The sequence below is a fragment of the Micromonospora sp. NPDC050417 genome (genome assembly GCF_044458865.1).
In the GTDB taxonomy this organism is placed as follows: Bacteria; Actinomycetota; Actinomycetes; order Mycobacteriales; family Micromonosporaceae; genus Micromonospora_G.
Genome location: NZ_JBITIH010000005.1, coordinates 248,422 through 267,070, shown reverse-complemented (window position 1 = coordinate 267,070; position 18,649 = coordinate 248,422). Strand labels below are relative to the sequence as shown.

The 18,649-nt window shown below is 71.0% G+C and carries 34 protein-coding genes; 29 read left to right on the top strand and 5 right to left on the bottom strand.

Going from position 1 to position 18,649, the window contains the following annotated elements; all coding sequences use genetic code 11:
- The first annotated feature begins 93 nt into the window (after nt 1-93).
- Both ACIBF5_RS09725 and ACIBF5_RS09720 read left to right on the top strand, forming a co-directional pair.
- Nucleotides 94-231 (top strand): hypothetical protein, encoded by a 138-nt coding sequence (locus ACIBF5_RS09725; protein ID WP_396809893.1) that lies wholly within the window; start codon nt 94-96, stop codon nt 229-231.
- 31 nt (nt 232-262) lie between these two features.
- Nucleotides 263-1,024 (top strand): class I SAM-dependent methyltransferase, encoded by a 762-nt coding sequence (locus ACIBF5_RS09720; RefSeq protein ID WP_396809891.1) that lies wholly within the window; start codon nt 263-265, stop codon nt 1,022-1,024.
- Nucleotides 1,025-1,027: 3 nt separating this feature from the next.
- Here ACIBF5_RS09720 and ACIBF5_RS09715 read toward each other — a convergent pair whose 3' ends face one another.
- The 5 genes from ACIBF5_RS09715 to ACIBF5_RS09695 form a co-directional block, all read right to left on the bottom strand.
- On the bottom strand, nt 1,028-1,522 hold the full coding sequence (locus ACIBF5_RS09715; protein ID WP_396809963.1) for a hypothetical protein: 495 nt from the start codon (nt 1,520-1,522) through the stop codon (nt 1,028-1,030).
- A 166-nt stretch (nt 1,523-1,688) separates the two neighbouring features.
- Complete coding sequence (locus ACIBF5_RS09710; RefSeq protein WP_396809889.1) at nt 1,689-2,108, bottom strand: hypothetical protein; 420 nt, start codon at nt 2,106-2,108, stop codon at nt 1,689-1,691.
- A gap of 6 nt (nt 2,109-2,114) precedes the next feature.
- Nucleotides 2,115-2,903 carry a hypothetical protein gene (locus ACIBF5_RS09705; RefSeq protein ID WP_396809887.1) on the bottom strand — a complete coding sequence of 263 codons (789 nt, stop codon included), beginning with the start codon at nt 2,901-2,903 and terminating at the stop codon, nt 2,115-2,117.
- Nucleotides 2,904-3,217: 314 nt separating this feature from the next.
- Nucleotides 3,218-4,396, bottom strand: coding sequence for a tyrosine-type recombinase/integrase (locus ACIBF5_RS09700; protein ID WP_396809885.1), 1,179 nt, complete (start codon nt 4,394-4,396; stop codon nt 3,218-3,220).
- Nucleotides 4,397-4,485: 89 nt separating this feature from the next.
- Entirely contained in the window at nt 4,486-4,944 is a 459-nt protein-coding gene (locus ACIBF5_RS09695) for a hypothetical protein (protein WP_396809883.1), read from the bottom strand.
- A gap of 254 nt (nt 4,945-5,198) precedes the next feature.
- On the opposite strand from ACIBF5_RS09695, the gene ACIBF5_RS09690 reads away from it, so the two are divergent.
- The 27 genes from ACIBF5_RS09690 (at nt 5,199) to ACIBF5_RS09560 (ending at nt 18,644) form a co-directional block, all read left to right on the top strand.
- A complete protein-coding gene (locus ACIBF5_RS09690; protein ID WP_396809881.1) occupies nt 5,199-5,495 on the top strand; it encodes a hypothetical protein in 297 nt (98 codons plus the stop codon).
- Nucleotides 5,488-5,763: a hypothetical protein gene (locus ACIBF5_RS09685; protein WP_396809880.1), complete on the top strand. Its 276-nt coding sequence runs from the start codon at nt 5,488-5,490 to the stop codon at nt 5,761-5,763. Before ACIBF5_RS09690 ends, ACIBF5_RS09685 begins: the two co-directional genes overlap by 8 nt.
- Before the next feature lie 17 nt (nt 5,764-5,780).
- The gene (locus tag ACIBF5_RS09680; RefSeq protein ID WP_396809878.1) at nt 5,781-6,044 is read left to right on the top strand and encodes a hypothetical protein; all 264 of its coding nucleotides are present in this window, start codon (nt 5,781-5,783) and stop codon (nt 6,042-6,044) included.
- 17 nt (nt 6,045-6,061) lie between these two features.
- Nucleotides 6,062-6,616 carry a hypothetical protein gene (locus ACIBF5_RS09675; protein ID WP_396809876.1) on the top strand — a complete coding sequence of 185 codons (555 nt, stop codon included), beginning with the start codon at nt 6,062-6,064 and terminating at the stop codon, nt 6,614-6,616.
- A complete protein-coding gene (locus ACIBF5_RS09670; RefSeq protein WP_396809874.1) occupies nt 6,613-6,741 on the top strand; it encodes a hypothetical protein in 129 nt (42 codons plus the stop codon). Before ACIBF5_RS09675 ends, ACIBF5_RS09670 begins: the two co-directional genes overlap by 4 nt.
- Nucleotides 6,735-7,094, top strand: a complete 360-nt coding sequence (locus ACIBF5_RS09665) for a hypothetical protein (RefSeq protein WP_396809873.1) — start codon at nt 6,735-6,737, stop codon at nt 7,092-7,094. Before ACIBF5_RS09670 ends, ACIBF5_RS09665 begins: the two co-directional genes overlap by 7 nt.
- The gene (locus ACIBF5_RS09660) at nt 7,094-8,161 is read left to right on the top strand and encodes a hypothetical protein (protein ID WP_396809871.1); all 1,068 of its coding nucleotides are present in this window, start codon (nt 7,094-7,096) and stop codon (nt 8,159-8,161) included. The genes ACIBF5_RS09665 and ACIBF5_RS09660 overlap by 1 nt, the downstream gene beginning before the upstream one ends.
- Complete coding sequence (locus ACIBF5_RS09655; protein WP_396809869.1) at nt 8,158-8,559, top strand: hypothetical protein; 402 nt, start codon at nt 8,158-8,160, stop codon at nt 8,557-8,559. Before ACIBF5_RS09660 ends, ACIBF5_RS09655 begins: the two co-directional genes overlap by 4 nt.
- Entirely contained in the window at nt 8,552-8,890 is a 339-nt protein-coding gene (locus tag ACIBF5_RS09650) for a hypothetical protein (protein WP_396809867.1), read from the top strand. Before ACIBF5_RS09655 ends, ACIBF5_RS09650 begins: the two co-directional genes overlap by 8 nt.
- The gene (locus ACIBF5_RS09645) at nt 8,887-9,375 is read left to right on the top strand and encodes a hypothetical protein (protein ID WP_396809865.1); all 489 of its coding nucleotides are present in this window, start codon (nt 8,887-8,889) and stop codon (nt 9,373-9,375) included. Before ACIBF5_RS09650 ends, ACIBF5_RS09645 begins: the two co-directional genes overlap by 4 nt.
- Nucleotides 9,372-9,611 (top strand): hypothetical protein, encoded by a 240-nt coding sequence (locus ACIBF5_RS09640; RefSeq protein WP_396809863.1) that lies wholly within the window; start codon nt 9,372-9,374, stop codon nt 9,609-9,611. The genes ACIBF5_RS09645 and ACIBF5_RS09640 overlap by 4 nt, the downstream gene beginning before the upstream one ends.
- A complete protein-coding gene (locus ACIBF5_RS09635) occupies nt 9,601-9,882 on the top strand; it encodes a hypothetical protein (RefSeq protein WP_396809862.1) in 282 nt (93 codons plus the stop codon). Before ACIBF5_RS09640 ends, ACIBF5_RS09635 begins: the two co-directional genes overlap by 11 nt.
- A complete protein-coding gene (locus tag ACIBF5_RS09630) occupies nt 9,879-11,432 on the top strand; it encodes a hypothetical protein (RefSeq protein ID WP_396809860.1) in 1,554 nt (517 codons plus the stop codon). The genes ACIBF5_RS09635 and ACIBF5_RS09630 overlap by 4 nt, the downstream gene beginning before the upstream one ends.
- 2 nt (nt 11,433-11,434) lie before the next feature.
- Complete coding sequence (locus ACIBF5_RS09625; protein ID WP_396809858.1) at nt 11,435-12,040, top strand: RNase H family protein; 606 nt, start codon at nt 11,435-11,437, stop codon at nt 12,038-12,040.
- On the top strand, nt 12,033-12,266 hold the full coding sequence (locus ACIBF5_RS09620) for a hypothetical protein (protein ID WP_396809856.1): 234 nt from the start codon (nt 12,033-12,035) through the stop codon (nt 12,264-12,266). Before ACIBF5_RS09625 ends, ACIBF5_RS09620 begins: the two co-directional genes overlap by 8 nt.
- On the top strand, nt 12,263-12,469 hold the full coding sequence (locus ACIBF5_RS09615) for a hypothetical protein (RefSeq protein WP_396809854.1): 207 nt from the start codon (nt 12,263-12,265) through the stop codon (nt 12,467-12,469). The genes ACIBF5_RS09620 and ACIBF5_RS09615 overlap by 4 nt, the downstream gene beginning before the upstream one ends.
- The gene (locus tag ACIBF5_RS09610; protein ID WP_396809852.1) at nt 12,466-12,666 is read left to right on the top strand and encodes a hypothetical protein; all 201 of its coding nucleotides are present in this window, start codon (nt 12,466-12,468) and stop codon (nt 12,664-12,666) included. Before ACIBF5_RS09615 ends, ACIBF5_RS09610 begins: the two co-directional genes overlap by 4 nt.
- 4 nt (nt 12,667-12,670) lie before the next feature.
- Entirely contained in the window at nt 12,671-12,931 is a 261-nt protein-coding gene (locus ACIBF5_RS09605) for a hypothetical protein (RefSeq protein ID WP_396809850.1), read from the top strand.
- Nucleotides 12,928-13,191 (top strand): hypothetical protein, encoded by a 264-nt coding sequence (locus ACIBF5_RS09600; RefSeq protein ID WP_396809848.1) that lies wholly within the window; start codon nt 12,928-12,930, stop codon nt 13,189-13,191. The genes ACIBF5_RS09605 and ACIBF5_RS09600 overlap by 4 nt, the downstream gene beginning before the upstream one ends.
- 43 nt (nt 13,192-13,234) lie before the next feature.
- The gene (locus ACIBF5_RS09595; RefSeq protein ID WP_396809846.1) at nt 13,235-13,708 is read left to right on the top strand and encodes a hypothetical protein; all 474 of its coding nucleotides are present in this window, start codon (nt 13,235-13,237) and stop codon (nt 13,706-13,708) included.
- Between the two features lie 152 nt (nt 13,709-13,860).
- The gene (locus tag ACIBF5_RS09590; RefSeq protein ID WP_396809844.1) at nt 13,861-14,955 is read left to right on the top strand and encodes a hypothetical protein; all 1,095 of its coding nucleotides are present in this window, start codon (nt 13,861-13,863) and stop codon (nt 14,953-14,955) included.
- A complete protein-coding gene (locus ACIBF5_RS09585) occupies nt 14,952-15,200 on the top strand; it encodes a hypothetical protein (protein WP_396809842.1) in 249 nt (82 codons plus the stop codon). The genes ACIBF5_RS09590 and ACIBF5_RS09585 overlap by 4 nt, the downstream gene beginning before the upstream one ends.
- 200 nt (nt 15,201-15,400) lie before the next feature.
- Entirely contained in the window at nt 15,401-15,589 is a 189-nt protein-coding gene (locus tag ACIBF5_RS09580) for a hypothetical protein (RefSeq protein WP_396809840.1), read from the top strand.
- 124 nt (nt 15,590-15,713) lie between these two features.
- Complete coding sequence (locus tag ACIBF5_RS09575) at nt 15,714-15,968, top strand: hypothetical protein (RefSeq protein WP_396809838.1); 255 nt, start codon at nt 15,714-15,716, stop codon at nt 15,966-15,968.
- Nucleotides 15,969-15,985: 17 nt separating this feature from the next.
- Complete coding sequence (locus ACIBF5_RS09570) at nt 15,986-16,390, top strand: DUF6221 family protein (RefSeq protein WP_396809836.1); 405 nt, start codon at nt 15,986-15,988, stop codon at nt 16,388-16,390.
- A gap of 105 nt (nt 16,391-16,495) precedes the next feature.
- Nucleotides 16,496-16,945: a hypothetical protein gene (locus tag ACIBF5_RS09565; RefSeq protein ID WP_396809834.1), complete on the top strand. Its 450-nt coding sequence runs from the start codon at nt 16,496-16,498 to the stop codon at nt 16,943-16,945.
- Nucleotides 16,938-18,644, top strand: a complete 1,707-nt coding sequence (locus ACIBF5_RS09560; protein WP_396809832.1) for a terminase large subunit domain-containing protein — start codon at nt 16,938-16,940, stop codon at nt 18,642-18,644. The genes ACIBF5_RS09565 and ACIBF5_RS09560 overlap by 8 nt, the downstream gene beginning before the upstream one ends.
- The last annotated feature ends 5 nt before the right edge of the window (nt 18,645-18,649 follow it).

The window sequence follows — 18,649 nt, the reverse complement described above, 5'->3', positions numbered from 1 at the left end:
CTGGATTGGCTTCGGTCGCGTACCCGACATCGGGGTTTGCCACGGGACGGCATGCTGGGCGCGCGTTGTCGACACCGGAGGAGAGCGGCGTACGTGCCCAAGACACTCAGTTATGCCGATGCCGTACGCCTGCTCGGCGGTGAGAAGAGCAGGGTGGTGGACCTGCTCGACACGCTCACCGGTGCCGCCATGCTCGCCGCCTCGGTGCCGGTGCCGGGTGTGTTGCGTTGAGGGTGGGGGCCGACGGGCGCAGACTCGCCGGATGGGAAAGTTCGAGCGCCTGGTCGCCGAGGGCGTCGCCGTACCGGTGGCGGGTTGGGATTTTTCCTGGTTCTCCGGGCGGGCCACCGAGCAGCGGCCGTCCTGGGGGTACGCCCGGTTGATGGGTGAGCGGATGGCCGCCGCCAGTCGGGCGCTCGACCTGCAAACCGGTGGCGGTGAGGTGCTGGCCGGCCTGCCGAAGCCCCCGCCGGTGCTGGTGGCGACCGAGGGCTGGCCGCCGAATGTGGCCCTCGCCCGGCGGCGGCTCGCTCCGCTGCGCGCCGCCGTGGTCGAGGTGGGGGAGGAGGCCGATCTGCCGTTCGCCGACCATTCGTTCGACCTGGTGGCGAGCCGTCATCCGGTGACGACACGGTGGGACGAGGTGGCGCGGGTGCTGGCGCCCGGAGGAACCTATTTTTCGCAGCAGGTCGGTGCCGGTTCGGTGCGGGAACTCATCGACTTCATGATGGGTGCCCAGCCGATGGGCACGGTCCGTCACCCTGATCGTGCCGTTGCCGCCGCCACCACCGCCGGGTTGGAGGTGGTGGACCTGCGGTCCGAGGCGCTGCGGATGGAGTTCTTCGACGTCGCCGCGGTGATCGTGTTCCTACGCAAGGTGCTCTGGACGGTGCCCGACTTCACCGTCGAGGCGTACGGGGACCGGCTGCGTGCGCTGCACCTGGCGATCGAGTCGGGTGGGCCGTTCGTGGCGCACTCCCGACGTTTCCTGATCGAGGCCCGTAGGCCCGACCGGGAAGGGTAGCCGTCAGCAGAGGCCGAAGCCCTCGTCGAAGAGCTTGTGCGCGTAGTCGGCGTAGCCGGCGATGGTCTTGCGGACCACCCGCCCGTCGTGCAGGAACAGGAAGGCGCGGTCGCCCTCCTGGGCCAACAGCCCGTCGAACCGGTACGTCCCCTGTGGAGCGGCCAGCTCGGTCGCAGCCGGGTAGCGGGCGTGCACGGTGTTGACGGGAGTGCCGACGGTGACGCCTTCGGGGGTGTGCATCGGTGGGCTCACCCACATCAGCACGAGTCGGTCGTGGTCGAAGACCGGTCCGACCGTGGCGAGCCCGTTGAGGTTGGGCGTGCACGACGCGGGTTCCGGCTCCAGCACGCCGCGTCGGGTCAGTTCGGTCTCGGTGTCGCCGAACTCGATGTTGCGTACCCCGGACAGGTGGACCACGTCGGGCCCGAAGCTCCCCGCGTTCCCGCTGGTCGGCGGGGCTGGGGTGCTTCCGCTGGCGGAAGCGACGAGCGCGACCACCAGCCATCCGATGAGTACCGTTTTGCGGGCTTTCATATTTTCCCTCCGGGAACACAACGGAGTGGACGCCAGAAGGTTGCTGCCTCTATCCACATCCTGTGGATAGAACATGTGTACGACCGATCAGGTTACGGCCAGCGGACCCTTTGCCGGGGCGCCGGGTTGGTCAGATCGGCCAGTCCCAGCCGCGTGCGTGCATGACCTTCAGGTGTTCGACATCCCGTGGCCGGTTCAGATGGCTCTTCGTCCTCGCCACCACGTCGAGTGTGACGAATCGGACGCCCTCGATCACGTCGGCGGAGTCGATGAGTGCGTCCCGGTCCTCGCAGAACCACCCGTCCAACACCTCGATCGACCCATCGAAGAGGCTGATCAGTTGGACGTCGCACTGTGGCGCCGGGGCGGGTCGACCATGTTTCGTTGCGATCTCCCAGGCGGCCCCGCGTGCGACCACGTCGATGTCACCGGGGTCCGTGATCCAGCCGCGGGCGAAGAGCGGTCCGCTCCCGGCGACGGCACAGTCCTCGCGGGGCAGGTCGAGCGAGAGCAGCAGGCGCATGAACGGGTGATCGAGGATGGTGGCCACTGGTCCCTACAGAGGTGACAGTCCCAGCGCCACCCGTACGGTCAGTCCGGTGGCGACGGAGACGAGCAGGCTAGTGAGTGTACCGACGGTGACGTACTGGCCGAACCCTGTTCCATCGTGGCGATGCACCTCTGGCAGGCGCGCGAGCGACTTCGCCGCGATCGCCAGTGCCGCCGCCTCGGGCTGGCCCGCGGTGATGAAGATGAAGACCAACGCCCGTTCCACCCAGCCCAGGTAGACCCCCAACGGAATGATTTTGGTGACGTCCTCGCCGTGTTCGGTCAGGGCGCCGAGATACGGACGCAGAATGAGCACCACGAGTTCGTTTCCGGTGAACACGGCGATCAGGAACCCGGAGAGGATGACCGCCCATTCGTCCCGCAGGACCAGGTCCCGGATGACGTCGGTGGCGTGACTGCCGGCGAAGGTGAGCCCGGAGATCATGAGGGTCCCTGCGAGCAGCAGCGCCGTACGTCCGGACTGCGCCGCCACCCCCATCTTCCGGATCAGGGTGAGCGACTCCCGCTGGTCTACCCTCGTGTCCCCCCTCGTGCCGGGGCGTCGCAGTAGTCGACGGAGGTCGAGGCGCTGGGCGAGCAGATTCCCGCCCTGTCCGGCGACCATCGCGACACACCAGGTGAGTACGGCGGCCCAGCCGTCGAGCACCGGGAAGATCGCGTACGCGGCATAGCTGGCGCAGAAGATGGCTGCCACCCAGTTACGCCGCAGGAACGGCAGGCTCATCGGCAGACACACGGCGACGATGAGTCCGAGCCAGAGCCGGGCCAGTTCCATGACCACCCCTCTCCGGTCACCAGGTGGCGTTGGTTGCCAGGACCTTCGGCGGCCCGAGTCGGGTTCGTGCGTGATCAGCCACGAATGCCGGTTCGGCGGCCATCGATCACGGTAGGAGGTCTCGGCAACCCGCTGACGTACGTTGGCGCGCCGTACGGTCCGGGGGACCCACGCACCCACCCGCACCTACGAAAACACCGGACGGTCCCCGTGGGACCGTCCGGCGCGTGGCTGCTCACTAGAGCGGAGGATACGAGATTCGAACTCGGTTAAAGCCCCTGGTCAGAGAACCACACCCCTCGCTACCTGCGGGATCAAGCGGGGACTAACGGGGTTCGACGGGGGTCAAGGGGGTCGGTGTCCCCTATCAGTCCCCTAAAGTCGATCACCTGCATCGCCTCCTCCAACGCTTGGACAAGCCTGACGTCGACCATGTCCAGGAGGTGGCCGTAGGTGCCGTCCGTGACGGAGATGTTCTTATGCCCGAGCCTGCGCGAGATGGCCGAAATATGGACGTTCCCAGCGATCAACCACGCCACGTGCGTATGCCGGAGGTCGTGCACCCGCAGCCCAGCCAGCCCGGCCGCCTCGGTGGCCTTATGCCAGACCACGTAGAACTCCTTGTGGCGGATGTCTCCACCCATGATCGCTCGGAAGATCAGCCGGTCACGATCGCCCTCGACCATCACGAGCGGCACGAGCACCTGATTCAGGAGCTCCGTCAGGGACACCGTGCGCCGGCCGCGCCGCGACTTGATGTCCTCGTCGTGGAACTGACCGTGCTCGTCTTCGATCCGCTTCTTGACGAAGGTCACCTTGCCGGGCACCGCAGCGAGGTGCTTCGCGCGCACGCCGAGCGCCTCGCTCCAGCGGCACCCGGTGGCGAGCAGGAACAGCACCAGCGGGCGCCAGTGTTCCGGGAGGGCCGCGATGAGGCGGTCGGCCTCCGCCGGCGTCAGGTAGTAGTGCTCAGTGAAGACCTCATCCGGTAGCCGCGTGCCTCCGCACGGGTTGGACCGGATCAGCTTGCGGGAGGTGATCGCCCACTTCATCACCTGAGATAGCAGCCCGTGCGCGTTGCGAACGGTTTTCGGCGCGAGTCGCCGCGGCGCACCTCGCGCCGGCTTCGTGCGACCCGCCAACAGGTCGTTCACCCAGCCCTGGACGACTGCGGGATTGTCCTCTAGGAAGCCGAGGGTGTGGTCACCAAGCAGGCGAACGATGTACCGGTTGAGCACGCCGCGCATGCTCTCTCGTGTCTTGATGCGGGTGAACGTGGGGCCGATGTCCTGCCACCAGGTCTCGCACAGCTCGCTTACGGTCATTTCGCGGCCACGCGGCACGAGCAGGTCTCCCCGGAGCGCGTCGGCCCTCATGATCGTCAGGGCCTTCCGGGCCGCCGTCTTCGTTTCATACCCGCCGGCCAGGGTGACCTTTTTGTCTCCGATCTTTTCGCGTACGCGCCAGGTGGGGCCGTTCTTCTCGATCCACACGAGTTGCTCCCGGCAGGGTCAGCACACCGCCGGCAACGAGGCAACGGCGGGTGAAGGGGAAAGAAGGGGGAAGCGGCTACGCGGCGCGACTACGCGGTGCGGCGTGCCTGCTCGATGCGCCAAGCCAACTCGCGCATCCGGCGCTGCCGGTCGCGCTCGCGCTGCTCGACGATGAGTCGCTCATCGTCGGCGCGCATGGACTCCAGCTGTTCGAGGATCGCGGCCTTCTGATCGGCCGGGAGGTCCGACTCGAGCACCTGGCGCTGCTCTTCGTCGATCTCTTCTTCGGTGGGCTGATAGGGGAGCTCACCGAGTTGGTAATACCCGACCTGGATCAGCCACTCCATGGCGCTGTGTCCGGTCAGCTCGGCGACGCTGCGGATGCTCTCCTCGGAGACCTTGACCGAGCCGGCGAGCCAGTTGTCGATCGTCTTCGGGTCCTTCGAGATCAGCCGCGCGAGGGGGGCCTTCTTGCTCTTCGTGCGCTCGGTGAGGAGCGCGCGCACGATCTTCGCCCACTCTGCTCGGTTCACCTCGCCGGTCGCCACGAGCTGATCATACGGGAAATGTGCTACCGAGTTCCCGGGAACACGATCCCGAGTCAGCACGCGTGAGTCAGGGCTGTCCGGTCGAATAACCCAGCGCCGCCGACCCTCCCATCGGGCCGCCTGACGGCGGGTCATGTTCTTCTGTGGCATGTCATGGACTGTATCCGGGAACGCACTCCCGATACTAGTCATCCGTTCGGTGGAGTTGTCCGGAGCGCGTTCCCGGGACTAAAGTCGGGAACGTGATCCCAGGAATGCAATCCGAACCCAGGAGTGCGAACCCCGGAACGCATGCCAAGGTACGTGTCCGGCGGTCGCGTTACCTGGCTGCGTTCGCTGCCATCGGCTGTTCCTCCAACCTGGCGCGCTCCCGCGAGACCGGCCTCGACCCGAAATCGATCTACTCGGCGTTGAAGGGCGGTGGGGTCGGGGAGCAGTTCATGGCCTGCACCATCGCGGCGCTCCGTAAGGAGGAGTACCGCAGTCTCCTGTCAGAGATCGGCATCGAGGCCAGCCTGGACAGCCTGTTCGAGGTGAGCGTCGGTGACTGAAGACCTGACTGCCTCGGTCGCTGCGGTCGGCGCCCTCGATGACCCCCTGGCGCTCCTCACCGTTGCCGACCTCGCCCGTCTCTGTCAGACCGGCGAGGACTGGATCCGTAAGGCCTGCGCGGCCAGGTCCGTGCGGTGGACCCGTGCCGGCGGTCAGATCCGGTTCACCCGTCGGCAGGCGGAGGACCTCATCGCGAGCCAGCTCGTAGACGTGGCTCACGTTCCAACCCGCGACCAGGCCGCCGACAAGCGCGCCCGCGTCGCCTAACCGAAGGAGTACCCCGCATGACTGGTCCCGAGACCGGCGGACCGCCCAGCGGCCCCGGCCGTACCAGCACGCCGATGAGCGTGGCCGACCGCGCGTGGAACTACGCGACGCAGACCGGGCGGCGGATCGACAGCCCGACGCCGCGACAGCAGCGGCGGATCCGTCACAAGGCCAACCGCGCCGGCCTCGCCGGCCTGGTGACGGCCCGGTACACCCCGCCGGACGGCCAGCCGCAGCCCCGCCCCCGGCCGACCACCCCGGTCCCGCCGCCCAGCAACTAGCCCCGAGAGGAGTCCCCGTGCGCCCCTGGCTGCCGATCCAGCTCGCCATCACGACACCGGTCCTGGTGCTGCTTGGCCTGCTGTACCTGATGGCCGGCCAGTCCGGGGCGGCGTGGGACGGCGACGTGACCTGGCGGGCGGCGACGCCCGTCGAGGTCCACCGGTGGCAGGTCGATCGGTTGCTCACGCAGATGCGTGAGGAGCGTCAGCTCCAGCTCGTCGAGCTGGAGGCGGGGGCGGCGCGACCCCTGAGCGGCGTCGACGTCACCGCCGCCCCCGCCCATTTGCCCCTGAACAGGTACGGCCCGGGTGCTGGAACACCCGGGCCGGACTTACCACATACCTACATGAGGAGCGAGATCCCCATGCGTGAACAGGGTATCGCCCGCCAGATCAACGAGGCGGGGCCAGTGATCACCGGCGACATGCCCCTGTCGGAGTTCCCCGACGACTACGGCGACGGGTACGGCCCCGTCCCCGACTGCTGCGAGGACTGCGACGAGGCCCTGGCCCTGGACGTGCTGGAGGCCGACCTCGGCCCGGTCGTGGCCGGAGAGCAGGTGCCCGCGTGATTCCCGACTGGTTGTTGATGGTCCTGCTGGCCGGGTTCCCGGCCTGCCTGTTCTGCGCGGCGGTGGTCGCGCTGCTGCTGCCCCCGTACCAGCCCCTGGTCCAGGACGAGGAGTTCCCGTGCTGATCGTCGTCACCGTCGTACTGACCGTCCTCGCCGCCCTGGTGTGGCACGCGGTCCGGCCGATGCCCGGCCGGCACCGCGTCCCCGAGCTGGTGGCCGAGGCCCCCACCCTGGACACGGGGAGCATGCTGCCGGACCTCGCCCGGGACACGTGGCCCGACTACGGCCCCGACCAACCCGTCGACGTCGACGAGGACGGCGAAGAGCAGCCCGCCCCGACCACTGCCGTCGACCAGACCCCGGTGGCCGAGCCGGTGACGTACCCGCCGGGCCGCGCGCCGGTCCCCGAACGCGTCCGGCCGATGTGTAACCCGGCGTTCGCTGCGTACCTGGCCGTCGTGACGGGTGCCCGCTGATGGGCCGCGTCACGGACCACCAGGGCCTGCCGGTCTTCCGCCCCGGCGAGATCCCCGAGCACCTGGCCACGGTGACGATGCTCGGCCAGCAGCACCGCCGCCTGGCCGACGGGCAGGCATGCGTCGCGTACCTCCTGTACTCCCTCGGGAACCACTACACCCCGCTTTACCGGGTCGTCGACGCGGTGACTCTGCCGCCGTTGTCGCCGGGGCGGCAGGCCCGCTACGACGAGGTGCGGCTGTGCGCCCGGTGCCGGGCGCACAAGGCCACCCCCTGGCCCCGTGACCACACCACCCGACGCCGGGTCTGCCCCTGGTGCGCCGAGGCCGAGGCGAAGTCGTCCTGGCTCGCCGAGCGCAACCAGGCCCGCGCGGCGGCGGTGAAGTGGGCGACCGAGGTGATCGACGCCGGTGCGGTGCTGATCCACGAAGAGCAGGCGCCCGGCGCCTCCTGGACCGTCGCCGCCGCCGACGTCGTCACGGGGGCGGAGTTGGTCGACGCGTGGATCCTCCCGCACTGGGCCACGCTCCAGGAGCACCCGGAGGCCGTGACCGGCGACGGCCCGGAACTGATCGGCGACGTCGCCCCCCGGCTCAAGTCGTTGACCGGCCGGCGCCTGATCGCCTGGGGCGCCGGGCACGTCAAGCGGCTGCGGTCCGCGTTGACCGGCATCGGCGAACAGGACATCCTCCCGTTGGTCCGGCCGGGTGAGGCCACCTGGACCCCCGACCAGGCGCCCGGCGACGAGCTGGGCGTCTGGTACGCCGAGTGGCTGGGCGTCCGGGCACGGGAGGCGTCCTGGCGCTACGACCGGACGGTCCGGCAGCACGCCGTGCCCTGCCCGGCGGGTGACCCGGCCCTGTGCATCGTGGCCGCCGAGCTGCGCCTGCTGCACCTGATCGCCGCCGACGACCACCCGGCCGGCCCGGTCACCTGCCCGACCCTGCTCCCCGGTACCCGCACCATCTGCGGTGCCCCCGGGCCGCTGCTGGAGGGCCGGTGGTGCCAGTTGTGCGCCGAGGCCCACGTCGACGCGGTCCTGTCCGGTGAGGAGCCGGCCGCGTGAGCACGTGGCTCGTCGTCGACTACCCGGCGACCACCCATACGCACCTCGATCACATCGACGGAACCACGCGGTACTGGGTGATCGGCCGCCCCGGGGTGGCCGTGTCGCTGACCGCCCTGGTGGTCCCGGCCGGCATGCCGTACCTGCACAGCGCGGTCGAGGACCCCGACGGCGACCGGCTGCTGGCCGACCGGATCGCCGTTCACCGGCCCGGATCCGACCGGCACTGCCCGCTGTTCGCCACCGGCTGCGACCCGCGCGGCGGTGTGCGCCCCGGTGCCCCGCAGCTGCTCGCCCGGTGGGCTGCCGCCGGCCACGACGACAACGTCATCCAGGCCGCTCTGGCCGAGATCTGCCTCCACGAGGCCAAGAAGCGAGAGAGGTACCGCCGTGCGTGACATCACCCTGTCCGACCTGGAATTGGTCGACGGGATCGAGCGCCTGGCCGCCGCCGCGACCGAGGGCCCATGGGCCCACGACCCGGACACGGTCTGGCGATTCCACAGCGACGGCCGCCCGCACGTGGCCGTGCTCGCCATCGTCAACGGGCAGACGGTCCCGATCGCGCTGACCGGGTTCGCTGACGCCCCTAACCCGACCATGGCCATGGCCGACGCGGCGTTCATCCGCGCGGCCCGGACCGCCGTGCCGCACCTGGTCGACCTGGTCCGCCGGCTGCTCGACGAGCGGACCCGATCGGGTGCCGGCCGCCGGGACGGTGCCCGATGAACCGGCCCGTGGTGATGCTGCGCGTCCCGGAGCCGACCCGGGCGTTGATCCTGTCCGGCGTCCTGGTCGACGACATCGAGGTCACGATCGCTGCCGCCCGCGACGCCTGGCGCGCCGGCGAGGCCCCGTTCGCGGTCGGGCCGAACGGGCACGCGGCCGAGCAGGTCCTCGCCATGCTCGCCGCCCGCTGCCAGGTCGACCCGGCGGCCGGGTGGGACCGGTCGCCGGCCCTCGCCCTGATCGCCGCCGAGCGGATGCGGCACCTGGACGTCAAGGGCTACGACGCGGCCCACGACGACGAACACACCCATGACGAGCTGGCGGACATGGCCCGCTGGTACGCCGACCCGGACGCGGCCGGCCTGGAATGGCCGTGGGAGGCGGAGTGCCCCCGACGCGGTGACCGGCTCGCCGACCTCGTCCGGGCCGCGTCCCTGCTCGCCGCCGAGATCGACCGGCTCGCCCGTGTGCAGGTGACCCGATGACGACCGGACCCGACGCGGACCGGCCGCCGGTGCCGTGCCGGGACTGCAAGACGCCACTGAAGTCCGCCCAGGGCCAGGCACGGGGGCGCGGGGAGCAGTGCTGGCGGGAGTACCGCCGCAGGCTCCGCGCCGCCCAGGCCGCCACCGCCGCGCCGGCCGGGCCGGTCCGGACCAGCACGGCCGGGCTCGACGGCCCGGACCTGTTCACCACCGAGGAGATCACTGATGTCGAGTGACGAGTTGAACGTCCACGAGCAGTCCACCGAGGAGGCGGCCCGGGCCCGCGTCGACCGGTTCCGCGCTGGCATCCGCTCCTACCTGGAGACGATGGCGGAGGTCTCCCTGGCGTGGGAGCGCCGGGACTGGGCCGCACTCGGATACGCCGACTGGGCCGCGTACGTCAACGGCGAGTACGGCGCCGAGCGGTGCTCGTCGCCGTCGCCGTGGTGGTGCTCCTGCGCCCGGCGTTGGGCCGGCACAGCGCACCGGACGGGGCGACCCCTGTGACCCCTGACCTGCCGGTTCCCGACCGGTCGACCCCCGAGGTAGCCCGCGACCGGGCCGCCCGGATCCGCCAGGGCATCCGCGACTACCTGGAAACGGTCGCCGAGATCGCGCTCGCGTGGGAACGGCGCGACTGGGAAACCCTCGGCTACGCCACCTGGGATGCCTACGTCGCCGTCGAGTTCGGGGCCGACCGGCTACGGTTGCCGGCCGAGCACCGGCAGCGGGCCGTCGCCGGGCTCCGCCTGGCCCAGATGTCCCAGCGCGCGATCGCCGCCGCGCTGGACATCCCGCAGAGCACCGTCCGCGACGACCTGACCCGTGCCCGTCTGAGTGGATCCACTCAGTTGCCCGAGCGGGTGACCGGGCTCGACGGCCGCTCTCGGCCCGCCGAGCGCCCGGCCGCCGCCCCGGCCACCCGGATCGTGCCGCCCGACAGCTATGTGACCACGATCGTCCCGGTCGGCACCCTGCTGCCCGGCGACTACCTGGAGACGTGGCTCGGCGCCGACGGGGCCATCCAGGCGTGGGAACTGATCACCACCGCCCGCCTGGACAGCACCGCACGCCCGGCGGCGGTCACGGTGTCGACGCTCACCGAGGACGGCCCGTGCACCCGGGACCGGGCGGCCCGCGACGACGTACGGATCCGCCGCGCGCCTGGGCGCACCAACGCCGCCGGCGGCGTGGTCGCCTGCGCAACGTGCCACGAGCAGGCCCCGGCCGCCATCACGTACAACGACCGGTGCCCGGCCTGCCTGACCCCCGGCGAGCACTACGACATGCTGCGCGAGGCCCTGGCCGCCGAGCAGCCGCACATGGTGCCCGGTCCCCACCAGATCGTGCCGGCCGCCCGGATCCGCCGCGGCGATGTCGCGCTCGTCGACGACGAGCTGGAGGAGATCGTTCGAGAGGTCACCATCGACCCGACCCCGGACACCCCGGGCGGGTGGGTGGTCCGGGCTCGGACGTCGGCACCCGACGGCCGGGGCGGGATGCACTCGTGGGGCTGGGCGTGGGACCACCCGGTGCAGATCTGCCGACCGGTCGAAGGCGACGCCACGCCCGCCGACCCCGGACCCGGCCCGGACGACGTCGACCCGGACGCGGTCCGCGTCGCCCAGGACGCGGCGGCCGAGGCAGTCTACGAACCGGCCGCTGCGCCGGCCGTGCTGACCCTGGTGCAGCTCGGCCGGGTCCGCGTCGCAGTCGAGTACGCACACGCGGCCGGATGGCGGTGGGACGGGCAACCCGGTGGCTACAACACCGGCATGCGCCGGGACGTGCCCACCCCGGCGCGCGGCACCCGGGTGCTGACCGATGTCTGGTGGGACACCGACCCCTGGCGCCCCACGGTCAGCGTCGGCTACCTCACCAGCCCCCGCCTGGGCGATGCCTTCCGTACGGAGGACGAGATCGGCGTTGACGGCGTCGACCAGGCCCTGGACATCCTGACCGCGCTCGGTGTGCTGCCGATCGACCACTCGGCCGCGTACCTGGCCGGGTTTGTCGCCGGCGCCGAGCACCGCCGCCCCGCCCTGGGCGGGCAGTAGCAGTGAGCCAGGTCGTGACCGGTGTTGTCCGTGCCCCCGCTGGGCTGCCGTCGGTGATCGCGACGGACGGGTCCGCGAGCAAGCGGGCCGTCCGGAAGGTTGGGTACCTGACCGGGTTCGGGTGGTTGTCGTCTACCGGCGGGTGGGGCGTGGGGTACTGCCCCCAACCGACCGCGATCGCTGGCGTTGACCGGGCGGCGGTCGCCGAGCTCCGGGCCGTGTCCCACGCGATCACCACTCTCCTTCCGGCCGGCCCGGTCACGGTCCTGCTCGACAGCCAGTCCGCGATCAGCTACCTGAACGACTGGGCGCGCGGCCACCTCCGCATGCCAGAGGGGTATCTCGGGTCCGCCTGGCGGGTGCCGATGCTGACCCGCCTGGCCGAGCTGGTGGCCGCGCACCCGACCAACCTCCGGGTGCGGTGGGTGCGCGGTCACGCCGGCCACGTCCTTAACGAGTGCGCGGACTCCCTCGCCCTGCTCGGCCGCCGGTGGCTGGCCGACCACCTGGACGAGGACGCCGTACGCGTGCGTGGCGCCTGGCTCGCCGCCGGGTTCCTAGCCGACCACCGGCTTCCGGATCTGCTACGGGAGGTCGGCCATGGGTGACCCGACCAAGGCTCCCGACAAGAACCTCGGCATGGAGGTCTGGGCGCACGGCACCCGTGCGGAACTGGACCTGCTCGGCCGGCACCTGGCCGCGATGGGCCTGGTCGTCGTCCCGACCACCGCCAAGGGCGACCCGGACCCGACAGAGCCGGCCCCGATGCCCAAGGGCCCCCGGGGCCGGTGGCGGGTCTACCACCGCGTTCACGTGCGGGGTGATGCCCGGTGATCCGCCGGACCAGGCCCACGCCGGCGCCGCCGGTCTACAGCGAGCCGTGCACGTACCAGGCAGACCCGTCCGTGCCCCCGGGCCCGGACGGTGCCGCCCCGTGCCGGTGCCACCTGCCGCTGCGCCACGCCCGCCACCAGGCCGCCATTGTGGCCGCGGCGCAGACCGAGCACCGTCGCCGTGTCGACCGGGACGACACGTGAGCAGCCGCGAGATCCCCGACCACGGCCCGGTGCTCGCCGAGCGGTACGACCTCGCCGCGATCAGCCGGGAGCAGGACACCCGCACGCCGCCGCCGGCGCGCGAGGAAACCCTCGCCGAGGAACAGGCCCGGCACCGCGAGGACCTGCTCGCGGTGTTTCCGCCACCGCCGGGCCGTCTCCCGGCCAGGGGGCGCTGACCAGATGGCACAGCACCGCACCGCCCGCGAACGGGCCGCCTACGCCGCCGCTCACGCCGCGGTCGAACGGGCGTGGAACCGCGCACTCGCCGGCGCATCGCAGGCCCCTGTCGCCCCGGTACCGGCACCAGCGGAGCAGGCGGACGACGAGCCGCGCCCCATCAGCCCGGCCGCCTGGCGCCGCCGGTGCCGGGAGATCCGGATCGAGATCGAGGACGCCCGGGCCGCCTCGTTGGCCCGGGCCCGAATGAGGGAGAACAGATGAAACATCGTGCGGTGACGGTCGCGGCCGTAGCCGTCGCGGCGGCGGCCGTGGTCGTTGCGTGCGGACCCGATGACGCGTGCGCCAAGCCGGGAGCCCCGGCACCGCCGCCGCGGCCGGCCCCCGCCGTGCAGCGGCCGGCACCCGCCCGTGTCAACCCCGCCCCGCCGGCCCGCAAACCGACGGTCTACCGGACCGAGCACCGCGGCGGCGTCCCCGTCATCGTCCCTGTCCCGGTGGACCTGGACGACGACTGCGACTGACCACCAAGGCCAGCCGCATCCCCATCACCACGTTAGGAGAACCATGATCGCTCCCGACTCCACGCCCGAGCAGATCCGTGCGTACGCCCTGGACCGGGTGATCGGCACCGCCACGCCGCACGTCCTCCCGGTCGACCTGCCCGAGCACCTGGCCGCCGTCATCGTCGGCGCCAACGCCGTCGCCGACTTCATCACCAACGGCGCCCCGACCCCGACCCCGACCGCGACCGAGGCCCGGATCGTTGGTGACCTCGCCGACGCGGCCCAGGCCGTGCTGGAGGAGTTCCGCGACAGTTTCGTTCCCGGGCGGACCATGCGCCGTCTCAGCCGCGCCTTGGAGCAGTACACCGAGTACGCGTCGACCCCCGAGCCGGCCGCATCGGCACCGACCGAGGTCGAGCAGATGGCGTTCGGCGCCGAGTGCCCGAACGGGTGCCCGGTCACCGTCGTGTTCGACGTGGCCATGCCGAGGGCGGGGGAGGCACGTCGAGCGCCGGCCGGGTGGCACTGCCTCTGACCCGTATCACCTGACCCTGCTCAACCGGGCGCGGTCACCCCTACAGGGTGGCCGCGCCGCAACATCCCCGGGGGCACATAGATGTTGATCATTTCGGTAGTGGCCGCGTGACGTGGCTCAAGTCGTCCGACACGGCAGGGTTCCACCCCGTCGTGGCCTCGCCCCTAACCTGGTCCGCCGAGGACCTTGGCGGGCTCGATGCGCCCGACCTCGTGAACCTGCTGTTCGGCCTGGTGAACCGGTGCGCGCTCCACGCCGCCGGCTACGGCACCGACGACTACGTCATCGGCGACGCCGTGGTGGCGCTCATGGGTGGCCCCCGGTGGCAGCTGCGCGCCGAGCAGGCGGCCCGGGCCGGGTACTGGACCCGGGTACAGACCGGCTGGCAGCTCATCGACGACGCCGAGAACTTCCTGCACATCCGCCGCAAGTCCGAAGTGGACTGGGAACGGCAACGCAAGGCGGACAACTCCAACAGCGCGCTGACCGTCCCGGTCCGGCTACGTGACGGCGACGGGTGCCGCTACTGCGGGCACATCGTCAACTGGGCGGCCCGGCGGGGCAACCGCGCCGGTACTTACGACCACCGCACGCCCGGCCAGGCCGCCGGCTCGCCGGACGGGCTCGTCGTCGCCTGCAACCGCTGCAACGCCGCTCGCGGCAAGCACCCCCACCCCGACGCGTGGGTACTCCTGCCCGCCCCGACGACCCCGTACTACAGCGAACTCACCGTCGCGTTCCTCGCGGCACAGGACATCGCCGTACCTCTGAGCACCACCCGGCCGACCACCCAGGTCGCCGGCGTACCGCAGATCCAACCGCGACCCGACACCCAGCCGGCCCCCGCGACCACTACCCCGGCGCGACCTCGCGACCCGCGAGACACCGCGCCCGGCGACCCGGCCGCCAGCCGGACCACGCCCCGCACCACCACCGGCGACCCGGCAGCCGGCCGGACCACGCCCAGCGCGACCCGGCCACGGCCAGACCGCCGCGACCAGCGCGACCAGGCACATCGCCCGACCCCGCGCACACCCATCACGCAAGATCAACAGCGACCTGCAGATCCGGCAGATCGCCAGCCTCCGGAATCCGGATTCGTCGGGTCGGGTCGGGTCGGGTCGGGCAGTCCCATATCCCAGCCCCCGACCAACCGCAGGCGAGGACGACGGGGCCGACGAGGCAAACCGCAACCCTCAGTGCCACGACCAGCCCAACCGCAACCCCCACCCCGGGAGCACCCATGACCGAAGCCACCCTCACTCCTGCCTCGGACGAGGACCTGGACGATGACCAGCCCACCGAACCCGCTCCGGAGCAGGAGTACGAGCTGCCGATGGCGAAGGTGGTCATGTCGACGCCGGGCGTCTCGGTGTCGGTCGAGGCCCACGCCGAGCTGCCCATGGTCGCCGCCATGGCCGAGCGGCTGCTCGCGAACGCGCGCGACCGGATGACCGCCGAGTCGGCCGGTGCGCCGGGCGGCTACCTGTGACCCCCCTGCCGCTGCGGCCGTGCTGGCTGTGCCGTGTGCCGCGCCCTGGTGGCGTGTGCCCGGACCATCCCCGGTCCCGTGGCGGGTACCGACCGAACCGACCGGACATCGTGCCTCGGCGCCGTACGCGTGCCCTGTTCGCGCGGCTGCTGACCGGCCGTCCCCCCTGTGCCTACTGCGCCCAGGTGCGGGCGACCACTGTGGACCACGTCACGCCGCTGTCTCGGCCGCACGCGCCACCGGTGCCGGGCCTGCCTGCCTTCCTGCCTGCCTGCGCGACGTGCAACACGAGCAAGGGTGAGCGGACGCTGCCCGAGTGGGTTGCGTCCGGGCTTGCGCCGGCCGCCGCGCGGCAGCTGCTGGTCGACGCGGCGCACGACAATCAGTGAACCCAATCGATGTCTCTTTTTTCCGAGTCATCCCGATCCAGGGGTATCCGCGTACCTCCAGTTCTTTTTCGCGTACGGTGTCCCGGTTTTGCGGGCCGCCGTCGCCTATCGAAGCGAGGCAGCAATGGCTGAAAGGCTCCAGGTCATCGACGTTCCGAGGCCGCAGATGCAACCGCTCTACGAGGTAACCGTGATCACGCGGGTTACCGGCCCTGGCCTCCTGGAAGAGACGACGACGGGATCGGCAGCGACCACCGCGGCGTGGCTGCGCGCGAAGGCTGACGAGATCGACCCGCCCCGGCGGCCGACCCGGGGCGCCGGCAGCGGCCGGGTTCGTGGCGACGGCGAGGCCCTGCTCGGCGACAGGGCTACCCCATGACCAGGAAGGATGACCCCATGGATGAACTGATCACGTGGTTCCGCGCCGTGCTCGACCGGATCGAGTACGTGGCACAACGCGCCGGTGCGTATAACCCGACCTGGACTTACGACCGAGAGACGTTCACCGTCTCCAGCGATGGACCTGGCGGGTACGTGATCGCCGCCCGGAAGGACCGAGGACACGAGCCCCTGAACGACGTCGACGGCGAGCACATTGCCTTGAACGACCCGGCCGTCGTACTGGCGCGAGTGGCGGCCGACCGTCGGATTCTGGACCTCGTCGACAAGGCTCGGGCCTGGACGCAAGGGTCGGCGGGAGCGACGGCCGGCTATGCCGCCGCGATCACGGAAGACACCGTGCGTCTGCTCGCCCTGCCGTACGCCGGTTGGCCCGGGTACCGCGAGGAGTGGCGCCCCTGAGACGTGTGGCTCGATACCCCCGGAGGGTTTCCTCCACTATGATCAACATGGGGGTGAGCTGCAGTGTCGAACCCGAAAGCGATTGAAGACCGCGAGCGCCGGAACATGCCCGCAGTCCTGGATGGAGGGCCGCCGGCGGACCGGGAGATCCCGCCGGCGCCCGGCGGTCTTTCGCCGCAGTTACACCGGACCTGGTACGGCATGTGGACGTCGCCGGTGGCCCGGCTGCTGGACCCGGACACCGACATGCCAGCCGTCACGAGGCTGTTCTCGCTCTACCAGCTCGGCGAGCGCCTGGACGCGGCGGTCGCCGCCGACATGGATGCCTACCTCGAGGCAATGACCCGCCCCGACCCGGACCCGGACGCACCGGTCCCGCACGTCGACGACCGGCTGATGGCGATGCGACTGCGGGTCGCGTCCGAGACGCGGCTGATCGAGGCCCAGCTCGGGATGTCGCCTCGGTCCCGGCTCGCTCTCGGCTTGGCGCTGATGGCCGGGGCCAAGGGCACGGCCGGGTCGCTCGACGACGCGGCCGGGGACGCGAATGGCTGAACCGGCTCCGTCGTACGAGGAGAAGCGGGCGTGCCCGTCGTGTGGTGGGGAGACCGACGACTGGGCGGGTGGCCCGTGCCTCGGGTGCTGGCGGGCGTCGAAGCCGTCGTACTACCGCACCGATCCGCGTATGGCGTGGGTCGGCGAGGTCTCCGAGCGGTTCTTGCGCGCGCTGACCGCGCATAACGGGCCGATCCCCCTGCCGGAGCGGACTCTCGGCCCGCAGTGGGTCCGCTGGATCCAGACCAACTGCCGGATGGGCGAGGGTGACGCGTTCGGCTGCCCACCGGTGCTGATCCCCGAACAGCGGGCGTTGATCCACAAGCTGGCCGAGATCCGGGCCGCCGGGCGCCGCCGCTACTCGTGGGCGCTCGTCTCGTTCGGAAAGGGCGGCGGCAAGAGCCCGCTGGGCGGTTGGATCGGATCGGTCGACCTGGCCGGGCCGAGTGTGACGTGCAAGGGCTGCGGGCAGTGCACCGGCGGGTTCCGCACGGACGGTATCCCGCACGCCGTACGCCGGGCGTCGGCCGACGTCATCAACATGGCGTCGTCGTACGAGCAGGCGGACCTGATCCTGGACGAGATCCGGGTGACGTTCGAGGAGGGGCCGCTCGCCGAGCACGCCAAGGCAATGAAGGGTTTGGTGCAGCTCAAAGGCGCCCGGGGCAAGGCCCGCCGGATCCCGGCCACGCCGAAGAAGGCCGACGGTTCCAAGGCGACGACGCTGCTCGTCGACGAGGTCCACGAGATGACCAGTGAGCGGCAGGAGACGGCGTACGACGTTGCCTCCGGTGGTACCGCGAAGCGCGAGGACGGTCTCACCCTGTTATTGAGCACCGCCGGCGACAACCTGAACACCCTGTTCGGGAGGCTGATCTCCCGGTTCCGGCGGGGTGACAAGGCCGACCACGAGTTGGTGCTCTATATGAGCGCCGACGGGCACCTGAACCCGCTGGACGACGACGACATCGCCGAGGGCATCCGCCAGGCCAACCCGCTCGCGGCGGCCGGCGTGGCGAACATCCCCTCGCTGGTCAGCAAGTTCAAAGGCATGCCGATGTGGCGGGCCCTTCGCTACTACTGGAACCGGTGGACCAGCGCCGGCGAGAGCTGGCTACCGGCCGGGGCGTGGGACGCGTGCAAGGGCGACCTGGTGATCGACCCGTCGCTGCGGACGTACGTTGGCGCCGACATGGCACTCAAGCGAGACTCGGCCGCTGTCGTCGTCGTCCAGGAGCTGCCGGACGGCCGTCTCCAGGCGTGGGCCCGGATCTGGTTTCCGGACGGGGCGTTGATCGATCAGACCGAGTGTGACGACTACATCCGGTCCATCCACACCAACTACAACGTGGTGTGGATCGCCGGCGATGAGGCGTGGTGGCCCACCCTGGTTGACCTGGAGCGCGAGGGTCTGCCGATCTTCCGGATGCCACAGCAGGGGCGCAACATGGTGATCGCCTACGCCCAGACCTACAGGTCGATCACCAGCCGGGGCCTGGTCCACGACGGCGCTCCCGACTTCGCTGACCAGATCGCGAGCGCTGCCCCGCACTCCACGGACAGGGGCTGGACGTTGAAGAAGGGCCGGCTCGGTAAGCGGATCGATGCCGGCCCTGCCCTCGCCGGCGCGATCTTCGCCACCACCATTCCCGATCCGGAGCCGGCCGAGCCGGAACGTCCGCGATCCCAGGTGTTCTGAGATGA